Annotated in this window: 9 protein-coding genes; all 9 read right to left on the bottom strand. The window is 68.4% G+C overall.

Annotated features, from left to right (window positions below; translation table 11 throughout):
* Positions 1-105 precede the first annotated feature (105 nt).
* Complete coding sequence (locus G9E11_RS14385; RefSeq protein ID WP_190606811.1) at positions 106-4,578, bottom strand: FtsK/SpoIIIE domain-containing protein; 4,473 nt, start codon at positions 4,576-4,578, stop codon at positions 106-108.
* On the bottom strand, positions 4,575-5,279 hold the full coding sequence (locus tag G9E11_RS14380) for a hypothetical protein (protein WP_190606809.1): 705 nt from the start codon (positions 5,277-5,279) through the stop codon (positions 4,575-4,577). The genes G9E11_RS14385 and G9E11_RS14380 overlap by 4 nt, the downstream gene beginning before the upstream one ends.
* A gap of 45 nt (positions 5,280-5,324) precedes the next feature.
* Positions 5,325-6,995: a serine/threonine-protein kinase gene (locus tag G9E11_RS14375; RefSeq protein ID WP_190606807.1), complete on the bottom strand. Its 1,671-nt coding sequence runs from the start codon at positions 6,993-6,995 to the stop codon at positions 5,325-5,327.
* Entirely contained in the window at positions 6,992-8,653 is a 1,662-nt protein-coding gene (locus tag G9E11_RS14370; RefSeq protein ID WP_190606806.1) for an FHA domain-containing protein, read from the bottom strand. Before G9E11_RS14370 ends, G9E11_RS14375 begins: the two co-directional genes overlap by 4 nt.
* Entirely contained in the window at positions 8,640-9,518 is an 879-nt protein-coding gene (locus G9E11_RS14365) for a PP2C family protein-serine/threonine phosphatase (protein WP_190606804.1), read from the bottom strand. Before G9E11_RS14365 ends, G9E11_RS14370 begins: the two co-directional genes overlap by 14 nt.
* Complete coding sequence (locus tag G9E11_RS14360) at positions 9,515-10,681, bottom strand: RDD family protein (RefSeq protein ID WP_190606803.1); 1,167 nt, start codon at positions 10,679-10,681, stop codon at positions 9,515-9,517. Before G9E11_RS14360 ends, G9E11_RS14365 begins: the two co-directional genes overlap by 4 nt.
* 263 nt (positions 10,682-10,944) lie before the next feature.
* The gene (locus G9E11_RS14355) at positions 10,945-13,368 is read right to left on the bottom strand and encodes a transglutaminase TgpA family protein (protein WP_190606801.1); all 2,424 of its coding nucleotides are present in this window, start codon (positions 13,366-13,368) and stop codon (positions 10,945-10,947) included.
* Complete coding sequence (locus G9E11_RS14350) at positions 13,365-14,675, bottom strand: DUF58 domain-containing protein (protein ID WP_246468938.1); 1,311 nt, start codon at positions 14,673-14,675, stop codon at positions 13,365-13,367. Before G9E11_RS14350 ends, G9E11_RS14355 begins: the two co-directional genes overlap by 4 nt.
* A gap of 31 nt (positions 14,676-14,706) precedes the next feature.
* The gene (locus G9E11_RS14345) at positions 14,707-15,678 is read right to left on the bottom strand and encodes an AAA family ATPase (protein ID WP_190606799.1); all 972 of its coding nucleotides are present in this window, start codon (positions 15,676-15,678) and stop codon (positions 14,707-14,709) included.
* Between the last annotated feature and the right edge of the window lie 26 nt (positions 15,679-15,704).

The following is a 15,704-nucleotide window of genomic DNA, read 5'->3' as shown; positions in this document are numbered from 1 at the left end:
CGGATCATGGAGTACCTTTGCAGCCGCGGGACCCTCCCGCGCCGAGTGTTGTCCCGGGTATCTTCCTACAGTCCCGCGCGGCGCACCAAATTAACTAATACTCAACTACTGCCGGTTTTCCGGCGGGAGCGCGATCTGGAGCTTGCGCACCTTGCCCCTCCCGACGATGTAGCCGCGGCCCGGGATGAAGCCGGCGCCGACCCGTCCGAGTGACGTATTGAGAAGGCTGTCGCCGTCGATGTCGCCCGGGTTGATCAGCAGTCCCCTCCTGCCCGACTTGAACGGCTGCGCGAGCGACCAGGCCGATGACCAGGTGGACGTTTCGGATTCCCCCACCACCCACTGGTCGGCCTTGATGGACGCCGCCACGAGCCTTCCTATGCCGGACTCGGCGAGGGTGTCGGTGAACTCCGTGAGTCCCTCGATGAAGATGGCCACCTTGCCCGGATTGGCCGAGGCGTGGTCCGTGAGCGCTTCCACCGCCTCCCCGACGTCGTCGGCCCCCACCAGCGAGCGGTCCCAGACCGGCAGGGACGCCACAGCGGACTTCCTGGCGGCAAGGTAAACCAGCTCGGTGCCGGGGTTGGACCGGCGCAGCGCGTAGGCCATGGTCACCAGGGCCACGGTCCGGCCGGCGCCCGGGGGGCCGGCGAGCAGCAGCGGGCCCTTGGCCATAAGTGTGGCGGGCTGCAGCGTTTCGTCGTCCACGCCGACCACCGGAAGGTCCGGCAGCCCGGCAGGCAGGATGTCCAGGTCGATCTGCTCGGGCAGCCGCTCGATCCCCGGAGCCCGTTCCACACCCTGGCGGAGCATGGCCTCGCTGAGCTTGTGGACTTCGCGCGCCTGCAGCGCCAGGTTCGAGTTGCCGCCCAGGACGGCGAGCTGAACCTCGTGGCCGCCCAGCAGCCCCCGTCCCGGAGGCGAAACCTGGCCCAGAACGTCCTTTGGCACGTCCATGGACAGGTAGTCGTCCTCGGCGTTCAGCCGGAGTACCAGCCTGCGCTGGATGGAGGCAAGCAACGACGCCGGGACGGAGTTGGGGCGGTCACCGGTAACAACGAGGTGGATACCCAGGGGACGGCCGTCGGTCGCCAGCTGCAGGAAGAGGTCCCAGAGGCCGGAGAGCTTGCTGTACTCATAGGCCTCGCGGAAGGCCGACATGCCGTCGACCAGCACGAAGATGCGCTTTTCATCCGGCACGCCGGCGAGCTTGCGGTATTCCCCGATGGTGGAGGCGCGGACCTCCGCGAAACGGGCTGCCCGGTCCTCGGCGAGGTCGCTGAGCCAGCGCAGCAGCCTGCCCACGCGTTCCACGTCGTCGCCGTTGATGATCCCTCCCACGTGCGGCAATTCTTCGAGCATTTTGAGCCCGGCGGAGCCGCAATCGATTCCGTAGACGTGGACGGGGCCGCCGCGGGGGGTGACGGCAGCCGCGATGGCGATGCCCCGCAGGGCCGCGGACTTGCCTGAGCCGCCCGTGCCGTAGATGGCCATGTTGCCGTCTTTGTCCGGTTCGTAGAAGACGGTGGGCTGGTCCTGGCGGGCGGGGTCGTCCGCAACGCCCAGCAGGAGCCGTGCGTCGGTGCGTGGGTTCGGCAGCAGCGAGAAGTCGTAAGTAGTGGCCAGTTCGTTGAGCCAGGGCTTCCGCGGCGGTTCGATGGCCAGCAGGTCCGCCGCGGCGATGACGTTGGCTGTCATCCTTGCGATGTCGTTGGGCCCGGCCGGTTCGTCCTGCACTGCAGTGTCGGGGGCCGGTGCTTCCCAGGCAGGACCGGACCCGAAGGCCATTTCCACGATGTCGATCTGCGGACGCTGCGGGCGTTCGGTGGTCCAGCCGCCGGCGTAACCGGTCTGGAAACCCTGGATGCGGCCAGGACCTGTCTTCGCTGCGCCGCGGCCCGGGATGGAGGGGTCGAAGTACGCCGCGTCCGGCACGCCCAGGATGTCTGTGGCGTCGTCCTCGTCGGCCATCCGCAGCGCCACCCGAAGGTTCGTGTTGGCGCGGAGGCTTTCCTTGATGACGCCGGCGGGGCGCTGGGTGGCGAGGATCAGGTGCAGCCCGAGGGACCGGCCGCGGGCGGCGACGTCGACGACGCCGTCCACGAACTCGGGCACCTCGGTGGCCAGGGCAGCGAATTCGTCCACCACGATCACGAGGTAGGGCGGGGCCTCGGGATCCGCCTCGCGCTGGAGCGAGAGCAGGTCCTTGGCCTTTTTCCTGTTGAGCAGGTGTTCCCGGTAGTGGAGCTCAGCCCGCAGCGAGGTCAGGGCGCGGCGCACGAGGTGCGGCGAGAGGTCGGTGACCAGGCCCACGGTGTGCGGCAGGTGGACGCAGTCAGCAAAAGCGGCGCCGCCCTTGTAGTCCACAAACAGGAAGCTGACCCGGTCCGGGCTGTACGCGGTAGCCATGCCCATCACCCACGACTGCAGGAACTCGGACTTGCCGGCGCCGGTGGTGCCGCCCACCAGCGCGTGTGGCCCCTCGTTCTTGAGGTCCAGGTGGAGTGGCTCCACACCCTTGGAACCCACCAGGGCACGCAGCGAACCGTTGTCCTTGCGGTTGGCGACGGCGGTGGAGCGGACGGAGTTGTTCTCCTGCCAGCGTTCCGCCACGGCCTGCGGATTTTCCAGGAAGTCCTTGCCGATTAGCGTCGCGTAAGAGACGGCGCGGGGCAGGTTCGAGTCGTCCTCCAAGGGTTTACCGGCGTCGACCACTGGCGAGAGCATGCGGGCCAGCTGGCCCGCCAGTTCGGCGTCGAGGCTTTCACAGCTCACGGGGTAGGTGTGGCGTCCCAGCCGGACCTGGCCGATGGTGTTGCCGTGCTCGCCGTCCACTACCAGGAAGTCACGGCAGGCGGCCGGAAGGGATTCGACGCCGGCAGCCACCCACAGGACGTGGACACCGGTATCGGGTCCGCGCTCCACGAGCCGGGTCAGCCGGCCGCGGTCCACCGGCGCGTCGTCCTCGACGATTACCAGCACCGACGGAAGCACCGGCGCCGCAACATCCGCGGATTCCTCGGGGATGCCCGGCCGGTGCGCGGGACCCTGCGCTGGGCCGTGCGAACGCATCGCAGTTTCGCGGAGTTCCACGAGGTCCTCGAGCCGGGACAGCAGGCTGGTGCCGCCTGCCGAGCCGGCAGCAAGGTGGTCGCCGCTGACCGGGCTGTGGCTCGAGCCGACGTGCGGCAGCCACTGCAGCCAGTTCCAGCGTTCCCGGGACCGGGCCGAGGTGATGGCGGCAACGGCTACTTCCGCCGGGGAATGCAGGCCCACGAGCTGGAGCACCACTCCCCGCGCCACGTCATCGACGAGTCCGCGCGGCCCGGCGAGGCCGAACGAGCCGGCGGTCCGCAGCTGTGAAACCACTGGCACGCCCTCGATCTGCCGGAACTGGTCCAGGCAGCCCTCAATCTCGCGCCGGAACTCTGTCCCGGTTTCCGAGGAATTCGGCTCCTCGAACGGAATCCTGGACGGCACTGTGCCGAGCCCGAACCGGAGCGCCAGGAACCCGGAGTGCTCCGGCCTGTGGGTCCAGAGCAGCGGACCCAGTTTGTAAATGGAGTCGACGGTGTCACTGACGGACGGCGCCTCCTGGAGCCGAACGGCCCGCTCCACGCGCTGCAGCTCGGTGGTGTCCTGCCGGAAGGCGGCCATGGCCGCCCGGAACTGCTTCACCTGTTCCTTGCGCTCGCGCTGGCTTTGCAGCTTCTGGTCCACGAAGTGGCCCACAATGAACAGCGGCATCATCAGCATGAACAGTACTGACATCATGTTCTGGGTCACCGCGAACAGCACCGCGCCCATCATCAGCGGGGCGATCAGCATGATGTAGGGGAACGGGTGGTGCTCCTGCCGCTTGGGTCCGGCCGGGGGCACACGCTTGGCCGGGGCGAACCGGGGGATCACCCGCGGGGAGCGGTTGAAGTCGACCAGGGGCGACGTCGGAGCTGCCGCGCCGCTGCGCGCCAGCGGCACCACGGTGAGCTCGGTGTCTCCCAGCGTGACCGTGTCCGAGGAGTTCAACGTGGCACGGGTGACCGGCAGACCGTCCATCTGGAGGCCGTTGGCGGAGTTCGTGTCGACGATCTCGATGCTCTCCCCCACGGTGATGCGTGCGTGCCGCTTCGACGTCAGGGGGTCGGTGAGCCGGACGTCCACGTCCCGGTCCCGTCCGACGTAGCTGGTGCCGGAGGGCAGGGAAAACTCCCGTCCGACGTCGGGCCCGGAGACTATGCGCAGCGTCGCCGCGACGGGGCCGCGGTCTGCGGCCTGGCCGGCGTCGTTCGGGTTCCCGAACTGGTCGCTGACCTGGGTGAGCGAAACGACCGACCCGGGCCGCAGTCCCGACTCGAGGAGGTTGTCCGCCCGGTCCAGGACGATGCCGCGCATGCCGCCGGCCACGAATGCCTCGTCGATGCGGAGCGAAAGGTTCCGCGGAGCGGGCTGCTGCCGCCGGGCTGGGTCGGCCGTCCACAGCTCGGTGGCGATGTCCGCGACGGTGGCTCGGCCGTCAACAGTGACTGCCAGGTCCTTGGCCTCGGCGGGGTCCCGGCGCAGGGTCAGTCGGATCCTCATGCTTTGCTGTCCCCGCGCATCTTTTCAAGGAGGTCAAGGTCGCCCGCGGTGACCAGGTGAGAGGTGACAGCGTGCTCGACGAGGCGTGCCCGCCGGTTGGTGGCCAGCTTCCCGCCGCCTCCCCGGAGGCCCGCTACCCCGGCACGGTCCAGTTTGTCGCACACATTGTCCAGCTTCCGGTTGAACCGTGTGAGGGCCCAGCCCAAGGTCCGGGCCGCCTCCGCCGAGGAGGGAATGGCGCTGAACCCGGTGCCTTCGCGCCGTAACATCGGTTCGGCCAGGGCCACGATAAGGGCCTTCTGGGAATCCGTGAAGACCACGGGGCCGATGGTGGTGTCGCCGCCGCTGGTTTCGCTGCTGGTCTCCTGCCGGAACGACGGCGTCTTCAGGTGAACGGCGAATTCATAGGTGGTGGGACCTGCGGTGAAAATGATGCTGGTGTGGCTGAAGACGAGCGGCAGCCGGGCGCCGGGCGAGAGCCACGCCTGCATGCCGCCGGATCCGTCGGCCACCGTGGCGGACAGCCGGCTGCCCACATTGGTGAGCCACCAGATGCCGTCATACCTGGCGATCTGCAGGAAGCGCCGGTGCAGGTACGGGTTGTCGTCCACTTCCAGGTCGCCCTCACGCCCGATGCTGAAGATGTCCTCGCCGGTGGGCTCGTACCATTCACCACAGAAATCTATTGCTAGATCCCCCATGTTCTGTGCCTCCTCAGTGGGCAGTGTCCTTGTTTCATGAGCCGGCTACTCCTCCAGGCAGGCGATGGAATCCGGGCCGCCCGGCGAGGCGCTCCCGTCGGCCCTGACTGTGATCACTTGGAGGCAAATGGGCGGCTCATTCAGACCGGAAACGGCAGTGGTGCGGGCCCGTGTAGTTTCATAGGGACCGTCCTCCTTGGCCGACTTGGTGCGGTACTTGTAGGTGTCATCCTCCCTGGGCTGCGAATTCGTCCAGGAGAAGATGATGATGTTGCGGTCCTCGGGTTTCCGCTCTGCGTGAAGGCCTTCAACGTCCGGCACCGTCCCGTTATCCAGCGCATCCGCGGGCGGCTTGCTCACCTCCTGGGTTTCGACTGCGCTCGGCTTCTGGGGGGCGGCGTTGGCCACCACCAGTCCCACGACGGCGGCCAGTGCCAGCAGGGTGCCACCGGAGATGCCGAGCCAGAGGTTTCGCTTGGAGTGGTCCTGCGCGGGGACGCCCGCAGGTTCGCCCGCTGCCTCCGGCGGCCGGGCCGCGCGCTGGACGGTCGCGTCGGCGGCACCGGTGTAGCCGGCGTCGGCCGCGTAGAAGGAGGGTCCTGAGTGGCCGGCGCTGCTGCGCGCAGGACGGCGCAGAACCGTCGCCTGCCCCCGTTCCTGCGGCCCGCCGTCGTTCGTTGCCCCTGCATCGGCGCCAGCAGGGGTGCCAACGCCGGCAGGGGTCAGCGGCTTGGTGCGGGCCGGGAAGGTGGGAGCGCTTCCCGTCCTGTCGGGGTCGATGGAGGCGACGTTGCGGACGCGTGTCTCTTCCACGCCGTCGTCCGGGTGCACGTCTTCCTGGCGTTCCTCGAGCACCTCGAACGGCGTGACGGACAGGTTGAGCTCAGCCTGGATCCGCTGCAGCGCCAGGGCGAAGGCGTGGGCCGACGAATAGCGCGAGGCCGGCGACTTGGCCATCGCCGTAGCCAGTGCCAGTTCGAGGGACTCCGGCACGTCGGCGCGGCCCAGCCGCGGGACGGGCATGCTGGTGATGCGCGAAATGAGCTCGCGCTGGGAGTTGTCGGCCCCCGGCAGCACGAAGGGCGACCGTCCGGCGAGCAGGGTGTAAAGCGTAGCGCCGAGTGCCCACACGTCCACCATCACGCCGTCGACGTTGCCATCGCGGAACTGTTCCGGCGGGGACCACGGGATGGACATCCCCGCGTCCTCATCAACGTCGCCGGCCAGCGTGCCGGAGATGCCGAAATCTGTGAGTGCCGGCCGGTTGTAGTCCGTGACCAGGATGTTGGCGGGTTTGATGTCACGGTGGGCAATGCCGGCCCGGTGCGCCGTCTCGACGGCGGACGCCACCTGGATGCCGACGGCCAGGACCTCGTCGACGCTGAAGCGCTGCCGGCGGTACCGGACATCCAGGCTGGGCCGCGAGCAGTACTCCATGGCGAGGTACGAATGCCCGTCCTGGGTCACCTCGGCCTCGAAGATGGTGACGATGAAGGGGTGCGAGGACAGTTGGGCCATCAGGTTGGCCTCGGACTCAAAGCGCCGGCGGGCGCCCTCTGTCTTGAGGTCGGACAGCAGTACCTTCACGGCCACCTTGCGCCGCGGCCGGTCCTGCTCGTACAGGTAGACGTCAGAGAAGCCGCCCGAGCCGAGCAGGCTCACATAGTTGAAACCGGGGATGCGGGGCGGGGGTGCCGCGGGCCGCTTGGAACTCACAGAATCTCCTCAAAGCGCAAGGAAACGTCATCGCCGAGTTCTGCGATGTCGCCATCCAAGACAATAGCCATTTCATTCTGGGCAAGACGCCGCGGCGGCTGGCCCTCGCGGACCAGCACGGTGCCGTTGGTGGCTTTCAGGTCGCACAGCATCACGTGCCAGCCCTCCAGCCGGACCTCCACGTGCGACCTCGAAATGTCGCCACCGGGGCTGGCCACCTGGACCAGCCGGGGCATGGTGCCACCCTGAACCCGCGATACGGACGGCTGCCGCCCGATCACAATCGACTCGTCCAGGTCTATCAGCTCTCCCGTGGACAGCCGCAGCCGGCCCAGCCGGGGGCGCGGCACCTGGACGGCCACGTCCGGCAGCTGTGCCCCGCAGGTAAAGCACTGGCTGCTGGTGGGAGGGTTGGCATGGCCGCCGGGGCACACTCGGGCCAGCACCAGCGGGCCGTTGCCTGCCACAGCGCCCTGGCCGGGTTCTCCGCCGCCCTGACGGCCTTCCGCTTCTTGTCCTGCCTGCCGCGCTCCGGAGGTGGGGAGCTCACTCTTGAGGATGGTCTGACCGTCGTGGTCCCCCTCCGCCGCCCCACGGGAGGGGGGTGTGGAGATGAACGACGGCGGGACCTGGGAGCCGGCGAACGACGCAGGGACGTCGGGCGCTGAGAATGAGGGCGGCACCTGCGGCCCGGCGAACGACGGCGGGACCTCCGGTGCTGAGAACGACGCCGGGACCTCCGGTGCCGGGGTACGATCGCCTCCGGTCGCCCACGGCACCGAGTCGATCAGTCCTGCCTGTGAAGGGGCTCGCGGGGGCGCCGGGGCTGGCGGGGGCGCCGGGGCTGGCGCCTCCTGCTCCCCTGTTTCCTCGTCTGCTGTTTCCTGACCCGCAGTCCCCGCAACTGCCATGTCCGGAACAGCGGTCGCCCCGGCAGGAGTGCCGCCGTCGTCCTCCTCGCCGGTCCGCACGGCGGCGTCCTCGATGCTGCGCACCACGGTCTTGTCCCAAAGATGGTCGTACGAGCTGGTGAATTCGGTGGCTGAAGCGGTGAGTTCGGCGGCGGGCTCGATCGCAGGCACGGCAACCTCCGCTTGCCTTGGTTCCTCCGGTTCTTCTGCCTCGACGGAAGCGTCCTCGGTGAGTCCCACCATGGTCTCAGCCGAGACTTCAGAGTAAGCGGCCTCAGTCTCGGGAGGCGATGCACCCATTGATCCGGCAACACTGACCCGCAGTGACTGAAGGAGGACGGCCCCCTCAACCACAGGCAGCTCTGACTGCCGGGGGGCCGCCCCGGCAGGCGCCGAAACGCTGAACCACTCGGGGGCGCCCAGCCAGCGCTCGGTCCAGGTGGTGACGTTCCTGCCGTCGAGTGTCACAGGACCCGACGGAAGCTGGACAGTCAGATCGATGTCGCCGCGCAGGAATACCCGCAGCGAGTCACTGAACGCGATGATCCCGAACCACGGGCTGGCGGACAGCGGTGCACCGAACCCTCCCGTCACGGCGTGGAGGACCTCGGCTGCGTCCGGGCTTTTCTCCAGCAAATCCCACACCGTACTGACCAGCGCCGCCGGAGTGGCAGGGTCGAGGATCACGGCAGTTCCCGAGCGGATGAGGCCTAGCCATCCGCCGGGGAGATAGCTAGCTGCGGCCATTGACAGCATCCTCGCTTCCGGCACGCGGCAGCGTGTCCTCCTCTTCCGCGTCGGCGGCAGTCCGGGGCGTGGTCGTAGCCACGCCGGCATCATTGAGCACGTTCCTGGCATCGACGACGATCACCGTGATGTTGTCCCGGCCTCCGCGCCGCAATGCTGCCTGGATCAGGGCGTCCACCGCCTCCTGCGGGTCCTCGACAGTGCTGAGGACGTCCAGAATCTGTCCGTCAGTCAGTTCCCCGTTGAGCCCGTCCGAGCACACCATCACCCGGTCGCCTTCCTCTATGGGCAGGAGCCAGTAGTCGGCCTCGGTCTCGTCGCCCGCGCCCAGCGCGCGGGTCACGACGTGCCGGCGGGGATGCACCGCAGCCTCTTCGGCCGTGATCTCGCCGCTCTCGACGAGCTCCTGGACCTCGGAGTGGTCCACGCTGACTTGGCTGAGCCGGCCCTGGCTCAGCCGGTACGTCCGGGAATCCCCGATGTTCATGACCAGCCAGTAGGGAACACCCATCTGTTCCACCACCACCACGCCGCTGAGCGTGGTTCCTGCGCGCGAGCCCGTGGCGGAACGGATCGACTCATCGGCGCTGGCAAGGTACTGCTGCACCACTCCCGCGGTGGCTGTCCGCTCCCCCGTGGCCACCTGTGGCAGCTGTGCCAGTGCCCGCACGCACATGCCGCTGGCCACCTCGCCGGCTTCATGGCCGCCCATGCCGTCCGCGACGGCGAACACAGGATCCGAGGCAATGTAGGAGTCTTCATTGAGCTCGCGGCGAAGGCCACGGTCCGTACCGAAGCCATAGCTCAGCTTAAGGCCGGGCTCGCTGCCGGTCCCTGGGGTTCCGGGCGCCTGCTGTGAATTCATGCCTGTCCTACGTTAAAGGTGCGGTCCCCGAAATGAACTGTGGTTCCGGGGCTGATAAATGCGGGTACGCCCGGCTGCAGCGCCGTGCGCATGCCGTCGGGTGTGGTGACGGCACTGCCGTTGGTCGAGTGGCGGTCCGTTACCCAGACCCCGGTGCCGTCCGTGAGCAAGTGGAGGTGGGTCTTGGAAATGGTCCTGCCGGGGTCCGGAACCGGCAGCAGCTGGGCCTGCGATTCTCCGGCAGCGGGGGCAGGGTTCCGGCCGATCAGGACGCTCCGCTCCAGGCGGAAGTCGCGGCCGTCGTCGAGCCTTATCCTCAGCACCGCCTCGGGGGCCTCCTGGCGCGCCCCGGCACGCACCTGGGTGCGGTCCATGGCGTCATCCGGGTGAACAGTGTCGACCCAATGGTCGGTGGCGCCCGGGGCTGCAGGCGGTGCCGACTCAGCGGTGGTATTGGAAGCAACGGACGTATTGGAAGCAACCGGTGTATTGGAAGCAACCGGGGTGCGGGAGGCAACCGGGGAGGCCACCTGCTGCACCGGGGGCAGGTCAAGGGGTGCGAAACTGTACGGGCGTTCAGTGCCGCCGGTGGCCACGGGGTTGCGGCCACGAACGACGTCGAACACGAGGGTTTTGGCGGCGCGGTCATGCCATCCGCGGAGCCTGCCGTTCCGGTCCCAGGCGCTGGAGAGCACCACCACCACAGCCCAGGCAGTCCCAAGGAGCAGCAACGGGCCCAGGACGATCAGGGCGGCGTCGAACAACCTGAAAACAACCAGCAATACTGCGGCAAGGACGGCCAGCAGCATGCCGGCTCCGGTGACGATGCCCCGCAGGAACACAGCACCGAAGCCAGGCGCGTACCCGTCCTTGTCAGCACTTCGGATGCCCATGAGCTGGTTGCCGATGGTGTTGCCGGAGCGGCCCTCGACACTTGCGACGGCAAACGCATAGGCCAGCACCAGTCCGGCGCCGATGCCCGACAGGATGGCCAGCAGGCTTGTGTCGTAAATGATGAGCCCGGCGCTCCGCGTGCTGGTGACGCCGGCGAACCCGAAGGACATCAGAACGGTGAGGATGGCCACCGGGGCCAGCCAATCGAGGACGGCAGCGCCGAGACGCTTGCCCGGCGCCGCTGGAACCAGCGTGAGCGTGCCTGACATATCCGTTCCTTCCCCCGGCCCTACCGGGATGCTACCGGGAATCGGGGCCGCTTGCCTCCCGCCCAGGCCGGGGGGAAGTCCCGGATTGCGCGTGGCTCCCCGGTCGAGCCCGGGTCCCCGGTTAGGCAGTGGCGTCCCGCACGCGCCACAAAAGCTTGCCCCGGCGCGGAAAGGCTGCCCGCAGCGCGGGCACGGCCCGGTGAGACTGGCAGCAGCCGATCCTCCGGCAGCTGCAGGTCTCCCGCCGGTTGCTGGTGAAGCGTTCACCGGCGGAACCCCCGCGCGGCCAGGGCGGTCCGGGCCTCCGCCAGCAGCGACCGGGGCGAGAACTTCGCACGCTGGCGCCGCCAGAAGCCGACCGTCCCGGTCATCTCCTTGAGCGAGCCATCCACCACGTCCCAGTACTCCCGGACCTCATCCTCACTCGGCTGGCCCGCCCCGAAGATGGAGGCGTCAGCCCGGTGCGCCAGCACGGTGGTGGTGGCGCCGGTGGCGGGGAACGCCTCGGCAACTACCACCGCGGTTTCCCGCCTGGTTGCGCGGCTGTCCACGGCGGCGCCCATGTCCGTCGCCAGGCTGAGGACCTCGTTCCAGCCGCCGCCGACGCGCTGGGCAGGGTCGCCGCCGGTGAAGCGGGCCTTCCGGCGCCGGGACTTCAGCAGGGCGATGAGCAGCAGTGGCAGGGCGAGGATGCCTACGGGAATCATGCCGATGCCGATGGCCGTCAGGACGGGACCCCACAGCAGCCAGGGATTGTTCTTCTTCTCGTCCGCGTCGAGCGCGTCGGGAGAGGAGTCCGGCGGCAGGTCGGCGGGTTCCTGCGGCGGAGGCGGCGGCTGCAGGACCTGGGGCTTCGGCTTCGACTTGCTTTCCGGGTCGGGCGGGATGGGAACGTTGTCCTTGGGCGGTGTGGGGTCGAAGGCCACCCAGCCCACCCGGTCAAAGGCCACCTCCACCCAGGCGTGGACGTCCTTGCCCATGATCGTGATTTCGCCGGCTCCGTTCTCCGGGCTCTTCGGATCGGGGTAGAAGCCCATGACCACGCGCGAGGGAATGCCCAGGTGCCGCAGCATCAGGGACATCGCCACGGCATACTGCTCATCGTCGCCCAGCATCTGCTTGGCGGTCAGCAGGTCACGGATGCGCCCCGCACCGTGCCCGGAGACGCTGGGAAGCTGCCCGTCGGCAATGAGCCCGTTGCTGAAAGCCCCCTTCTTCTGGAAATGGGCCTCGATCTGCCGGACCTGGTCCACAGCGGTCGGGGCGTCCGCTGCCAGATCGTTGGCCTGGGCGCCCACCACCGGCGGCACGTCGCTGGTGTCCGGCAGGCTGATCCTGGCGAAACCGTATTGTGTCAGCTGCCCGTGCTCCAGCTTCACCGGGTCCGAGACCTGGACAGTGTAGGAGTCACCCCTGGACAGGCCCCGGGTGGTCACCGCGGTGTCGGTTCCGGAGTTGAAGTACAGCCCTGAAGCAGCGCCGGACGAGCCCTGGCCGAAGCTGAGTCCGGTGGTCTTCCGCCCGCCAGGAACGAAGTAGCCCTGATAGTCATCAATGCTGATGTCCAGGCTGTAGTCATTCGTCGGGACCGTGTCCGTGGCGTCGGCGAGAGTGTTGATCGATTTCGCGTCACCGACCTTGCTGAAGCTGCCGGAACCGTTCGGATCCATCGCGTAGTTGGTGCCGTTGAAGGAATCGAGCGCCCCGAGCCGGACCCGGGCGTCCTTGGGCAGTCCCTTGACCGTGAACAGGGCGTCATCCTTCTTGTCCTTGACGAAGTTCCGGAAGCTCGCCAGCGGCGTGACGTAGTCCTTGGGATCAAACGGCGGAACGACGACGTTGCGGAGGACGCGCCGCTCGTCACCGGCGGCGAGAAGCGGCGAGACTGCCGCGGTAATTCCCACCGTTGCCGCCAGGACCGCGGCTCCGGCCGCGAGGCGGCGCATGCGTGCCTTCCCGGCGGTGCCGGCGTCGTACTGGGGACGGTTCACCGAAACCTTGCCGGTGTCGCGCCGGCGCAGGGCGTCCCGCCGGAAGGTGGCCCAGGCGATGCACACCACCGTCAGCGCGATGCCCCTTTCCACGGTCAGGAACCCGGCGTTGGTGCTGAAGGCTATGCCGGTGACAAACAGGACGAGGACCGGCAGCAGCGGCCAGTAGGGGCTGCGGATCCGCCAGGTCAGGACACCGGCGGCCACGGCCGTGATGAGGGAGCTCAGGAACGGGACGATCAGCACCCCGCCCGCGGTGCCCACGGGCACTCCGACGGTCAGCATGTCCTTCCACGAGAAGACGACGCCGAGCAACAGCGTCCGCAGGGATTCCAGGCTGGGGAGGAATCCGGCCACCGCGGCATCGGGAACGGCGAGGACTGTCCCCAGCACCAGGTAGGCGCCAAAGGCGGCGGCCGTGGTGAACACCAGCCCCAGCCGGAAATGGGCGTTGCAGGCAGCGATGGCCAGGCCCAGGATGATCCCGCCAAAACCGGCAATCAGGTAATACGGGTCGCCGCCGAAGCTGAGGCTGAACCCGAGGACACCCAGCCCGAGCAGAACGGTGAGGGCACCGCCGTCGAGCACAAAATGCCACAGCGGCCGGCCACCGGCGAAGGCGGACTGGGCGGCCGGCGTGACCAGGCGGCCTGGCCGGGTTGAACGGCGGGGGCGGAGACCTGGGGCCTCACTCATGCTGCAGCCTTTCGCAGGACGGAGGGAAGGTCAGAGAGGTCACCCACGGTGAGGACTGTGAGGTCGCCGATGTTGGCGCGGGCCGGGACGGCGCCCAGGTCGATGAGCACAGCGAGGCTTCGGACGCCGGGCGGCACCGAGGCCGCGGCGGAGCGCAGCTGGGTGGGCGTTACGTGGCTGCCCACCACGAAGAAGACCACTGAGGCGTTGGGCACCGTGTCCGCAAGTGTTCGGGCGAGGTCGACGGCGGTCTTCCGCAGCGGGGTGCCGACCACCCGGGTCATGTCGTCCAGCATGTTGCGGCCGGTCTCGCAGCGCAGCGGACCCGCCTGGGTCAGGACGTCCAACTCGCGCTGCTCGCGGATGGCCTGGCGTCCGATCGACGCGGCTGCCGAGATGGCCAGTTCGAACTCCTCTTCCGAGGCGTATTCGTCGGTGTTGATGGACAGCGAAATGGCCAGGTGGGCACGGCGGGTTTCCTCGAACTGGCGGACCATGAGCTTGTTGGTCCGGGCCGTGGTTTTCCAGTGGATGTGCCGCCGGTCGTCCCCGGGGACGTAGTCGCGCAGCGCGTGGAACGAAACATCCGCGCTGGACAGCTCCGTGGTGGGCATGCCTTCCAGGTCGCGGATGAACCCAGCGGCGGAGCCGGCCAGCGCCACGGTCCGGGGATGCACGTACAGGTCCTGCGGTTCCGTCCAGAGCACCTGCCGGCGGAGCAAGTGCAGCGGATCAGCACGGACGGAACGGACAGGACCCACCATGATGACGGCCCTGCGCGCCGTTGGGATGGTGAACAGATCCTCGTGCACCTGCTGCGGCTTCATCCGCGGGAGGTGGAAGACGGCCGTGGCTCCCCCGACAGGCAGTTCGAGGTCAGCCGGCAGGAGCGGCCGGGCAGACGTGTTGGACACCGCAATGCTTCCCACGGCGCTGTCCCCCACCGCCACCCGGGTCCGCGCGAGGTCAAGCAGGACCCCATAGGAGGACCTGCCCAGGATGAAGCCGCCGGCGATGACAAAGAGCACCAAGGCCGCAATGGCGGCGGCCTTGGCTTCCTGCCAGCCGTAGGCGTTTCCGGCCGCCCACAGGAGAAGTGCAGCGGCCAGCACGAACCAGCCCAAGGCACTGACCACGGACAGGACAGGCTGGACGCGGCGGGCCCACACGCCGTCGGACATCCGCCAGGCGGGCCCGAGCGCGAGCCGCGCCAGGCTGCTGGCCTCGGACCACACCTTGGACGGGCGAATTTGGGGCTGCACCTTGGGCAGCTGCAGCCCGGGCCGCCGCACGCTAGAGCGCCGCATCTGAGGCAGCCGCACCTTAAACCGCTGCACGCTAGACTGCGGCGCGCTGCTGCGGCGCTGCGACATCGGCCAGGACGCGTCCCAGAACGGCTTCAGCCGTTGCGCCGGAGAACTCGGCTTCGGGGTCCATCACGAAACGGTGGGTCCAGACAACGGGGGCGAGGTCCTTGATGTCGTCGGGCAGGACGAAGTTGCGCCCCTGGCCCGCGGCCCAGACCTTGGCCCCCCGGACCATGGCCAGGGCGCCGCGGACGGACACACCCAGGCGGGTCTCGGGAGCATTGCGGGTTTCCTCGCAGAGCCGGGAGATGTACTCCAGCACGGCGGTATCGACGTGCGCGGTGGCGGCGAGGTCCGCCATGTCGGCCACGGCCTGCGTGGTGATGACGGGCTGCAGGTCCCGGGACCGGTCCTTGAGGTTGGACCCGCCCAGGAGCTGGACGGTGGAGGCGTGGTCCGGATAGCCGATGGAGGTCTTGAGCAGGAAGCGGTCCAGCTGGGCCTCGGGGAGCCGGTAGGTGCCCGCCTGCTCGATCGGGTTCTGGGTGGCCAGCACCATGAACGGCCGCCCGGCTTGGTAGGTGGTGCCGTCCACAGTGACGCGGGACTCCTCCATGACTTCCAGCAGAGCCGACTGCGTCTTGGGCGAGGCGCGGTTGATTTCGTCGGCGAGCACGATGTTGCTGAAGATCGGTCCCTTGTGGAATTCGAACTTCTGGGTCTTCTGGTCGTAAATGGTCACGCCAGTGACGTCGGAGGGCAGCAGGTCCGGGGTGAACTGGATGCGGCTGTTGGACCCCCGGACGGTGGCGGCGAGGGCCCGGGCAAGCGAGGTCTTGCCGGTACCGGGTGCATCTTCGAAGAGGACGTGGCCTTCGGCGAGCATCGCGGTGAAGGTCAGGCGGATGACATGCTCCTTGCCCAGAATAGCCTGGCCCACATTGGCGACGAGCTTATCGAACGTCCCTGCAAACCAGTCGGCCTGCTCACTTGTCATCGTCATGGTTGGTTCCTCTTCTGTTTCGTGCA

The sequence above is a fragment of the Arthrobacter ipis genome (genome assembly GCF_014694315.1).
Taxonomy (GTDB): Bacteria; Actinomycetota; Actinomycetes; order Actinomycetales; family Micrococcaceae; genus Arthrobacter; species Arthrobacter ipis.
Note: the sequence above shows the minus strand (reverse complement) of the source record. Positions and strands in the feature narration are given on the sequence as shown.

Bases quoted from the DNA above. Each gene is read 5' to 3' on its own strand.
- G9E11_RS14385 (WP_190606811.1), bottom strand. From the start codon at position 4,578: ATGAGGATCCGACTGACCCTGCGCCGGGACCCCGCCGAGGCCAAGGAC.
- G9E11_RS14380 (WP_190606809.1), bottom strand. From the start codon at position 5,279: ATGGGGGATCTAGCAATAGATTTCTGTGGTGAATGGTACGAGCCCACC.
- G9E11_RS14370 (WP_190606806.1), bottom strand. From the start codon at position 8,653: ATGGCCGCAGCTAGCTATCTCCCCGGCGGATGGCTAGGCCTCATCCGC.
- G9E11_RS14365 (WP_190606804.1), bottom strand. From the start codon at position 9,518: ATGAATTCACAGCAGGCGCCCGGAACCCCAGGGACCGGCAGCGAGCCC.
- G9E11_RS14360 (WP_190606803.1), bottom strand. From the start codon at position 10,681: ATGTCAGGCACGCTCACGCTGGTTCCAGCGGCGCCGGGCAAGCGTCTC.
- G9E11_RS14355 (WP_190606801.1), bottom strand. From the start codon at position 13,368: ATGAGTGAGGCCCCAGGTCTCCGCCCCCGCCGTTCAACCCGGCCAGGC.
- G9E11_RS14350 (WP_246468938.1), bottom strand. From the start codon at position 14,675: ATGCGGCGCTCTAGCGTGCGGCGGCCCGGGCTGCAGCTGCCCAAGGTG.
- G9E11_RS14345 (WP_190606799.1), bottom strand. From the start codon at position 15,678: ATGACGATGACAAGTGAGCAGGCCGACTGGTTTGCAGGGACGTTCGAT.